The 10,104-nt window shown below is 35.7% G+C and carries 7 protein-coding genes; 4 read left to right on the top strand and 3 right to left on the bottom strand.

The features are described from left to right. Nucleotides 1–92 precede the first annotated feature (92 nt). From yidC to AB1444_03300, 4 genes are all read left to right on the top strand, one after another. Nucleotides 93–1,715, top strand: coding sequence for a membrane protein insertase YidC (yidC, locus tag AB1444_03285; protein ID MEW6525674.1), 1,623 nt, complete (start codon nt 93–95; stop codon nt 1,713–1,715). Nucleotides 1,716–1,984: 269 nt separating this feature from the next. Further along, nucleotides 1,985–2,626, top strand: a complete 642-nt coding sequence (gene jag / locus AB1444_03290; protein ID MEW6525675.1) for an RNA-binding cell elongation regulator Jag/EloR — start codon at nt 1,985–1,987, stop codon at nt 2,624–2,626. 5 nt (nt 2,627–2,631) lie between these two features. Continuing rightward, entirely contained in the window at nt 2,632–3,993 is a 1,362-nt protein-coding gene (gene mnmE / locus AB1444_03295; GenBank protein ID MEW6525676.1) for a tRNA uridine-5-carboxymethylaminomethyl(34) synthesis GTPase MnmE, read from the top strand. A gap of 12 nt (nt 3,994–4,005) precedes the next feature. Beyond that, nucleotides 4,006–6,678 (top strand): hypothetical protein, encoded by a 2,673-nt coding sequence (locus AB1444_03300; GenBank protein MEW6525677.1) that lies wholly within the window; start codon nt 4,006–4,008, stop codon nt 6,676–6,678. A gap of 173 nt (nt 6,679–6,851) precedes the next feature. Here AB1444_03300 and AB1444_03305 read toward each other — a convergent pair whose 3' ends face one another. From AB1444_03305 to AB1444_03315, 3 genes are read right to left on the bottom strand one after another with little or no spacing between them, the layout of a single operon-like run. Beyond that, nucleotides 6,852–7,547, bottom strand: a complete 696-nt coding sequence (locus AB1444_03305; protein ID MEW6525678.1) for an anaerobic ribonucleoside-triphosphate reductase activating protein — start codon at nt 7,545–7,547, stop codon at nt 6,852–6,854. After that, a complete protein-coding gene (gene nrdD, locus AB1444_03310) occupies nt 7,510–7,701 on the bottom strand; it encodes an anaerobic ribonucleoside-triphosphate reductase (protein ID MEW6525679.1) in 192 nt (63 codons plus the stop codon). The genes AB1444_03305 and nrdD overlap by 38 nt, the downstream gene beginning before the upstream one ends. A gap of 41 nt (nt 7,702–7,742) precedes the next feature. Next, nucleotides 7,743–9,818 carry a ribonucleoside triphosphate reductase gene (locus AB1444_03315; protein MEW6525680.1) on the bottom strand — a complete coding sequence of 692 codons (2,076 nt, stop codon included), beginning with the start codon at nt 9,816–9,818 and terminating at the stop codon, nt 7,743–7,745. Nucleotides 9,819–10,104: the final 286 nt, after the last annotated feature.

Consider the following 10,104-nt stretch of genomic DNA (forward strand, 5'->3'; position numbering starts at 1 on the left):
ATATTCCCTTCCTGTTATCTCCTTTCCACGGTGTGATAGTACACTTATGTGGTATTGTTGTATCTGAGTAAAAATTTTATCAAGAGGTTGTCATGGAAAAAAGGGCTTTGATTGCAGTGTTATTATCATTAGGGATATGGATACTGTGGTTTTATTTATTTCCACCACAGGAAAAAACACCTCCAGTCACCAAAAAAAGTGCTGAAACTCCAACAGTGCAAACTGAAGAAATACAAAAACCTGAAATTTCTGTAGTTTCAAAACTTCAGCAAGCGTCATCAAAAAAGGAAGAAGTTACCATTGATGCCAAATACTATACAGCAATACTTTCCAATGAAGATGGGCAATGTACGTCGTTTATTGATAAGGTAAGAAATATAGAATTAATTGTAACTAAATCAAAATTTGATGCAAAAGGGTTCTTTGATTTCCCTGTTCATTTTTCTACGGGTGAGTTTTTGCATGCAAAGGATATACCATCAGCGTTATGGAAAATGCAAAAAGATGCATCAGCAGTGCGCTTTTCCACAGTTGCTATCGTACAAAAAAATCCACTGGAAATTTCAAAGAAATTTACGTATAACGAAACAGGGCAATATTTTGTTGTATCGTATGCTATCACAAATAAAGGGCAAGGAGAATTTACATTTCCTGAAGGAGGTGTAATATTTTCACCGTCTGATTTTTTAGGGCCATCAATGGATTTTGATAATTCATATAATGAGTTACACAGTATTTATTATATAAATGATAGTTTTGAAAAAGCGCGTAAGGGTGGCGGATTCTTTTCTACACCCCAAGACCTCAAACGTGAAAACGGTGTGGTACAATGGGCGGGCATAATGAGCAGGTATTATCTGTTAATTATGATACCACAGGGTTTTGCAGGTTCGGGTGTAGTGTTTGATAACAGGGTACACTCTGGTTTCAGGACAGGTATTGTGGTACCGGTAAAACCGCTGAAAGCCGGTGAAACGATAACACATGAATTTAAGGTGTATGTTGGTCCAAAAAATAAAGATAAGCTACTTGCTGTTGATAAGCACATTGGCGATGCAGCAGATGTCAGCAAGTGGATTGAACCTATCAGGGATTTTATGATGTGGTGCCTGCTTGAAATAAACAAGCTGATAGGAAATTTAGGATGGTCACTGGTAATATTTTCAGTTATTACAAAAATAATGTTTTTACCATTGACACAACGTTCCACGGAATCCATGAAGAAAATGCAGGAGTTGAATCCTGTGATTCAGGAATTGCGTGAAAAGTATAAGGATAAGCCTGATGTTTTGAATAAAAAGATAATGGAAGTTTACAAAAAGCATAAGGTAAATCCAATGGGGGGTTGTTTGCCATTGCTTTTGCAGATGCCTTTCTTTTTTGCACTGTACAGTGCTCTGATAAATTCAGTAGATTTATGGCAGGCACCGTTTGTTCTATGGATAAAGGATCTATCATTGCCTGATACAATTTACAGGATAGCTGGATTTAATATTAATATTTTGCCTCTGGTTATGACAGGTACAACATATCTGCAGCAGAAGATGTCTTCAGGTGAAGCTACCCAGCAACAGAAGATGTTGATGCTCATGCCGTTAATATTTATTGTTATTTTCTGGAATATGCCATCAGGGCTGGTATTGTACTGGATTATGCAAAATGTATTGCAGATAGGCCATCAGATGCTTATTAATAGATTTGGAAAAAAAAGATAATACAAAATTTTTAAGTGAAATGTGTGGATTTTATAAGTACATTATCTTTAAGAAAAATTATACATGGTCCCAATAACGACCATGTGAATGGGTTAATATAATGATACGGATAGGGAGATGAAGTTTTTATTATCACATTTTGGTAAACATTTTATACAGTAATTGAGACGAATGTAGTAAGAAAAAATATCGATACGTAAAGGAGGGGAGAAACATCACCATACAAACAACTGAACTATTATTATCAAAGTTTCGTAGGAGGCGTGAACATGAAGGTGTTAGATATTGAAGGGAAAACTGTTGAAGAAGCAACGAAGAAAGCCTTATCATTATTAAAAATTAATGATATGAACAAAATCAATATTGAAGTGCTGGATGAAGGAAAAAGCGGTATCTTTGGTTTTGGCATATCACGCCCTGCTAAAATTCGAGTATATTACCAACAACAGGAAGATGATATTGGCCAACAGGCAAAGGAAATTATTGAAAAGATTTTGATGTTGATGGAAGTTGAAGCGAAGGTTAAAGATTATAAGGAAAGTGAAAATAAGGTATATGTTGAACTGGAAAGCTCAAGTTCGGGATTAATTATAGGTAAAAAAGGAAAAACGCTGGAGGCGTTGCAGTTTATGGTTAACCTTCTGGTTAATAAAATGACTAATTCTGAAAAAAAGATCATACTTGATATTGAATCATACAGGGCAAAAAGAGAAAAAGCTTTGCGTAAATTATCTAAAGAAATTGCATTGAAAGTTGCCCGAACCGGCAAGCCATGGACATTAGAGCCCATGAATCCATTTGAACGCAGGCTTATACATTTGACATTGCAGAATGATTCAAAGGTTACTACCAGGAGTGAGGGACAGGGCATTTACCGAAAGGTAAAAATTATGCCAGTAGAAAAACGGTAATGCAGATGGATGATACAATATGTGCTCCGGCAACTCCACCGGTACATTCACCAATAGCCATTATACGGATAAGCGGCCCTGATTCATTACGGGTCGCTTCTTCTATATTCAAGGCACAACGGCACACACAAGAATTTATTCCCCGATATGCATATTATGGTAGTATTCATGATAATAATGAAGAAATTGATGATTGTATTGTAATTTATTATAAACGCCCACAAAGTTACACAGGCGAGGATATGGTGGAGATATTCTGCCATGGCAATCCGATTATAGTAAATAAAATAATGAATTGTATTGTTGCACTCAATGTGCGTATAGCTGAACCGGGTGAGTTTACCCGACGGGCATTTTTACATGGCAAGATGGACCTGACTGAAGCTGAAGCAATAAACCATATAATTGCTGCGCGCAGTGAATGGGAGATAGCTACCGCAATACAGCAAAAGCATGGGTCATTGAAAAATGCGATCAGTGATATTAAACAGCACATCATTGAATTGAAGGCAGATATTGAATGTGCTATTGACTTTGTGGATGAAGATATTGAGATTATATCGTTTGAAAATGCACAACAAAGGATGCACACCATAATTAATAAAATACACGATATACTTAATAGATGCAAGATTGGCCAGCATCTTTCACACGGTATTGATATTGCAATTGTAGGCAAACCCAACGCAGGAAAATCCAGCTTTCTAAACTGTATACTCAATCATGAACGGGCAATAGTATCTGATACGCCAGGAACAACCCGCGACGTCATCAAAGAATCGGTTTCAATTAAAGGTATTCAATGCAACTTGCTTGATACAGCTGGCATACATGAAAAAGCAGATGGGATTGAACTTTTAGGTGTGCAGCGCAGCTACAGGCTGATAGATGAAGTGTCTCTCATAATTTTTATTATTGATGCAGTAACGGGACTGACTTCTGATGATGATCATATTATAAAATTAATTGGCAATAAGCCGTTTATACCAGTCATTAATAAAGCTGATATTGCACCGGAAGAATCAATAGCAATGATTCAGGATGCTATAGGGCAAAAAGGAGTTGTGTTTTCTGCAAAAACAGGCTATGGTGTTTCTTCACTGGAGGATGCTGTATATCAATTTATCAAGTCACAGTATGTTGAGTATAAAAATTCCTTTATTGCTGACATTCGTATGATACAGTTACTGGAACAGTCTCTGATATATGCACAGGAAGCGCTTCATCAAATAATTGTTTGCAGCCCCCATGAAATTATTGCATCAGCGCTTCAAAATGTTATTGATACAATACAAGCGGTTACCGGTGAAATTTCCGTTGATGATGTGCTGAATTCAATTTTTTCACGCTTTTGTATTGGGAAGTGATGTTGAAACTGTATGAATAAATTAGTAACAGTAACGGCTATTGTACTGGTGGCGATAGTTCCTGTAAAAGCCCTGCCTGTTATCAGTGAAGACAGTAAGCAAATATACTGTAACGGTAATTCACTCAGTATAATAGAACAGTATGAAAAAGAAATAGTATCAGGAAAAGCATATCCTGCATTAATTCTGGCAGATATTCATCATATACAACAAGTTGCAGGAATCAGTAAAACATTGTTGTTACTTAAAGAATTAATCAGAAGTGCTAATACAGATGCTGAAAGGCTTTATATTCAGGATATTGTTAACGTAATAGATGCGTTAAACCAAAAAGACACCACAAAGGGTAGCAATCGATGGGATATATACGATAATATCAAAGAAAAAATGCCAAAAAGCATTGCAGCCCTTCAATGCACCAATAGCCCCTGTTTTTTATCAGACAAAAATAAGGTACGTGTATTCCAATATCAAAATGGGTTTATCCCTGTTGAGCAATTTACTCAGGACTATAACGCTACTGGCCTTTGCAGAGGGTCTTTTAAATCCAGTGTACCTGTTACACTCAGGATTTATTCAAATATGGATTATGTTTGTTATATTAACGGGAAAAAAATATGTGTTAATGCTCTGACGGATAAAAAAAAGTTGGTTAGGATGTTTCATATAGAATCTGAAGGTGGTTTTACTGTTGCACTATATTATAAACCTGTTGAAAACATGTTCTTGAAGATACAGTTTTATGATGATACTAACCAGATTATACATTTACCTGATACAGAACATTTATTTTATCATGATGTCCAATGGTATGAATCATATTATGAATATGAAAATCAATTGCTTACACAGTATAATAAACAACGTTCCAATAATGCAACTTTTGAGCTGGCACTTTTTTATGAATCACTGCAAAGTCATGAAGCATTGAAATATTATAAAGAAGCTTTACAATCATATAATGAGTTTGTAGCTTGCAGATTTTTATCTTTGTTGATGAAATATAAAAACAAGCTTCCAGGACATGAACTGGTAATGCACAGTATATTGAAAAATAATGAAAAGTTTACATCGGTATTATGGCAAAACTACTATGATTATATATATAAAAAGAAATCTTTAGATGTTACTCAGGTGCACTATCTGCCCTTACTAATTTACCTGTTGTATCGAGAAAAAGATGTACTGATGAGTAAAAGAGCAAATCTTGAAACTTTGCTTGAACGGTACCCTTTCAGTCATGATCTTGGCTATATTGTTGCTAAAATTATAGCATACCATGACATTACAAAAGCCATTAGTTTATTAGAATCAATACCACAACCAGATGATACTGTGAGAGCTTTATTGATACAATGCTATGAGCAGAATGAGCAATTTGAATCGATAGTATCTATTGTTGAGCACATTAATGCAAATAGATATTTTGATAATTATATTCATGCTCTCATAGCATTAAAGAGATACAATGATGCAAAAAGTGCCTTGTTTAAAAGAATAGCCCAGGGTTTTGATTCACATGCATATGCATTACTTGCAACAATAGCTGATTTGGAAGGCTCTGATGGAAGTATGTACCAACAAAAGCATGAGGCGATAGTTTCTGGTATACCATGGCATGGTGATTATTTAAAGAATGCTTTTGATGATTATGTGCGTAAAACTGTTTTTTCACGATTAGCTTTTGAAACAATACAAAGAAAAGCTTCTGGATTACTGTATTCTTGTTACGCATTAAGAATTATTAATACTACTGTATATTGTTCAGTGTATGACCTGTATTATACTGGTAGTTTGTCACAGATAAATGATTATGCTTTTAGTAAAGATGTAACAATAACAGGATGTACACTATACCTGATTACTGATAACGGAAAGATTGAGAAAAAGAAAATAAACTATATATACAATTCACAACAAAAGGGAATTAAGGCATGTTGTGAAGAAAACCCGAACAGCTATGCTCTGATAGAATTATCATTTATTATAAACAAGGAAATTCCAATAATACGCATCCAGCAGAATTATAATTTATCACAATTTGACATGGACATTCTTGTTATGGATTCACAGAATAAGTTTACTTTTGTAACAGAAATGAAGGGGCAAGTTACAAAAGAAGAGCATGGTATACAGCACATCAGATTTAATGACGATGAGCTATCGGCACATACTAACAGGAATTTTATGGTGATGGCACTTACATCTGAAAACCTGACTCAATGGATTAATGTTGAGAGTACACGGTTTAAAATTGCCGATTATTTTGTTACTGATACTGAATTAAATGGAAATACTGTTGAAGCAATGGTAGCAGAGCTTATGGGAAAATTAAAACAGTATACCATAAATCCCAACCCATATACAAGTACATCGCTTTTACAATTTGCCAGCTCAGGAAAAGGCACACAGCTTGATGCAATACTGTATTCACAGTATATGCTGGCAAAAAATGGAATCATGTCATATATTGCATTTGGTTGTTCAAGTTCAAATAGATTTACTGATAAGTTAAATAAGGATAATGGATTATACTTTGATACGGTAATGCTGTATATACCACTTACCAATGAAAAAGGGGTATGGCTTACCTGTGACGACACATATCCCTCTTCTGATAAAATTGATATTGATAATATTCTGCTTGTTGTTGGTGATGAGATTATTCTACAATCAAAACAATAAGTGATGCTACTTAGCTAACTTTTTTGCCATTAATTTTTTCTTTCTTTTAAGTCTTCGTTTTGCGCGTTTACGCTTAATGCGTGGATTATACTGCTTACTCATAAATTATTTGTCCTCCCTGAAGTTATTACATAACACAGAAAAAATGATATCAGGTAATGTCAACAGATTTTTTATATTCCCCTGATTTCACAGAAAGTAGCAAATGTTTTTACAAACTTCTGGAATGAATATAATACATCTTTGGGATAGGGTTTAACTGTATGGAGGGATTCATCCAGTGTGTGCTGGTTGTGAAATTGTTGCAGATAATAATACATCACTTTGCCCACACGCTCTTTTATACTATGAAGATCTTCAATGGTTACAAATCCCGGTACACAGGTTGTCCTGAGTTCAAAAGATATTTGGTGTTCTTTGAGTAGTGCAATTGATTCAATGATTAAATCAAATGGGAGTTTTGCTTTTGTCAATACTGGATATTTTTCAGGTGATGTTTTAATATCTATTGCTACGTAATCGACAAGCTTTTGCAATAGTAATTTTTTCAACACGTTAGGCTGAAATCCGTTAGTGTCCAATTTTACTTTCAAGCCTGTTTCTTTTAACTTTCCTAAAAAAGGAATAATACCCTTTGCAAGTGTTGGTTCGCCACCGGTAATGACAACACCACCAATAAGGTGCTTTCGTTTTTGTATAAATTCAAGCACCTCATGGTTTGAATATTGTTGTAAATTACAATCATTGCACGCCAGGGATGCATTATGGCAGTAAAGACAGCGTAAATTGCATCCACCGGTAAAAAGGACAGTGCTGATAACCTGTGGGAAGTCAATGAGTGAGGTTTTTTGAATACCCCGAATATTCATGTGTATTTACCTTAAATAATTCATCTTTCATAAACTCTTTTCTTTCATGAAATTCTTCCTGTTTCCCTTTATTCCACTGGTTCACTGGCCTGAAATACCCAACAACCCTTGAGTAGACTTCAACAGGTATCTTTTTTTCATGATGCTTTTGCATTATAAAACCTCCATTTAAATATAAACAAAATTATAAATTTCTTACTGCTGTACCTGTGCTTCAATCTGCAATGGCTTACTATCTTCAATTTCGACATCTATCCCAAACATCTCAAGTTCTTCTTTTGTATGCTCATACGGACAGAATTTATGATTACCCGGTATATACCCATGAACGGGGCAAATACTGAATGTTGGCGTAATGGTAAAATATGGTATATGGTAGTTATAGGCAATGGTCTTAACCAGAAGTTTTACCATCTGGGGATCATCAATCTTTTCACCTATAAAGCAATGCACTACCGTGCCCCCGGTGAATTTTGACTGCAGTTGGTCCTGATGGTCAAGCAAATCAAATATATCGTGAGCAAATCCTACCGGTGGATGAATAGAGTTAGTGTAATATGGCTCGTTTTTGCCGGATGTTATGATGTCAGGAAATCTGTTTTTATCGTGGCGTGCAAACCGGTAGCTTACTCCTTCAGCAGGTGTTGCTTCTAAATTGTATAAATTGCCTGTTTCATGCTGATAGGCGGTAATTTTATCCCGCATAAAATCCAGTACCTGAGCAGTGAACTCTTTACCTTCTTCAGTTGTTATGTCCTGACCTAAAAGATTAAGGCAGGCTTCGTTCATCCCAACAAGACCAATCGTTGAGAAATGGTTAACCCAGTATTTTTTGAATCGTTTATATACATCACGAAGATAGAATTTAGTATAGGGATAAAGATTATTAGCAGTAAAGTTTTCCAGAACTTTACGCTTAATTTCTAATGAATTCCGAGCTAAATCCATTAAATGAGATAAGTTATCAAAAAATTCATCTTTCGTTTTGGCAAGATACCCTAAACGTGGCATATTTATAGTTACAACACCAATACTTCCAGTTAGTGGATTTGCACCAAAAAGACCGCCACCCCGCTTGCGTAATTCCCTGTTATCAAGTCGCAGGCGGCAGCACATGGAACGTGCATCATCTGGATCCATGTCGGAGTTAACAAAGTTTGCAAAATAGGGTATGCCATATTTTGCAGTAATTTCCCATAGCAGGTTTAAAGATGGATTGTCCCAGTCAAAATCTTTTGAAATATTGTATGTAGGTATGGGAAATGTAAAAATTCTGTGGCGGGCATCTCCTTCAAGCATGCATTCGGCAAAGGCGGTATTGAAGATATCCATCTCTTTTTGAAATTGTGCATATGTTTCGTCCATGAATTGTCCACCAATGATCACATGTTCATCAGCTATGGAGTGGGGAACAGTAAGGTCAAGTGTTACATTGGTAAATGGGGTCTGGAATCCTACACGGGTAGGTATATTCATGTTGAAGATAAATTCCTGTAGGCACTGTTTTACGCCTGCATAATCCAAGTTATCGTAGCGTATGAATGGAGCAAGATACGTATCAAAGTTTGCAAATGCCTGAGCACCGGCAGATTCACCCTGCAGGGTATAGAAAAAATTAACTATCTGTCCCAATGCACTTCTGAAATGTTTTGCAGGTCTGCTTTCAACTTTGCCGGGAACACCACCAAAACCGGTTAATAAAAGGTCACGCAAATCCCACCCAACGCAGTATGCAGAAAGCAACCCTAAATCATGTAAATGCATATCACAGTTAACATGTGCATCCCTGATTTCGGGAGGATAAATTCGTTCAAGCCAGTATTTAGCGGTTACTGCAGATGCGATATGATTGTTTAAACCCTGCAAAGAATAACTCATATTGCTGTTTTCGTTCACACGCCAGTCTGATCTGTCAAGGTAATCTTCAATAAGCTGAATGCCTTCATTTAAAAGGCTTTTTCCTTCGCGTATTTTGCGGTGCTGCTCACGGTACAGAATATAAGCTTTTGCAACTTTTGCATGCCCTTTCTCTATGAGCATCTTTTCAACTAAATCCTGAACATTTTCAACTGTTGGAATATGCTCACCTTTATATAATAAGGACAATATATCAACAACCGATTCAGCAATTTGAGCTGCAGTATTTCTGTCAGTGCCACCAACAGCACGGGCAGCCTTGAATATTGCTTCTGTGATCTTTTCTATATAAAAAGGAACTATCCTGCCATCCCGTTTTCTAATAAACTGGGGGCTAGCTTTTGAATCTGCCATATGAAAACTCCGTAAACGGTGAAATAGTAAGAATGGTGAACAAAAAAACTATAATGCAATGGTTATGGATTGTTAGCTGCTGGAATTTTTACAAAACAATGGCATACTGGAACAAAAAAGTCAATAACATTTATGTGACATAACAAAAATAATTTACTATACATATATTAGCATAAATATGTATGTATTCATGGGTCAAGAAAAAATTAAATTTTAAAATTTAATCACTAATTATTCCTAAATGTGGAAATTTGAATAAAATATAAAATAGTGTACATCCCCGCCG

The organism is Spirochaetota bacterium, from assembly GCA_040756435.1.
GTDB lineage: Bacteria > Spirochaetota > UBA4802 > UBA4802 > UB4802 > UBA4802.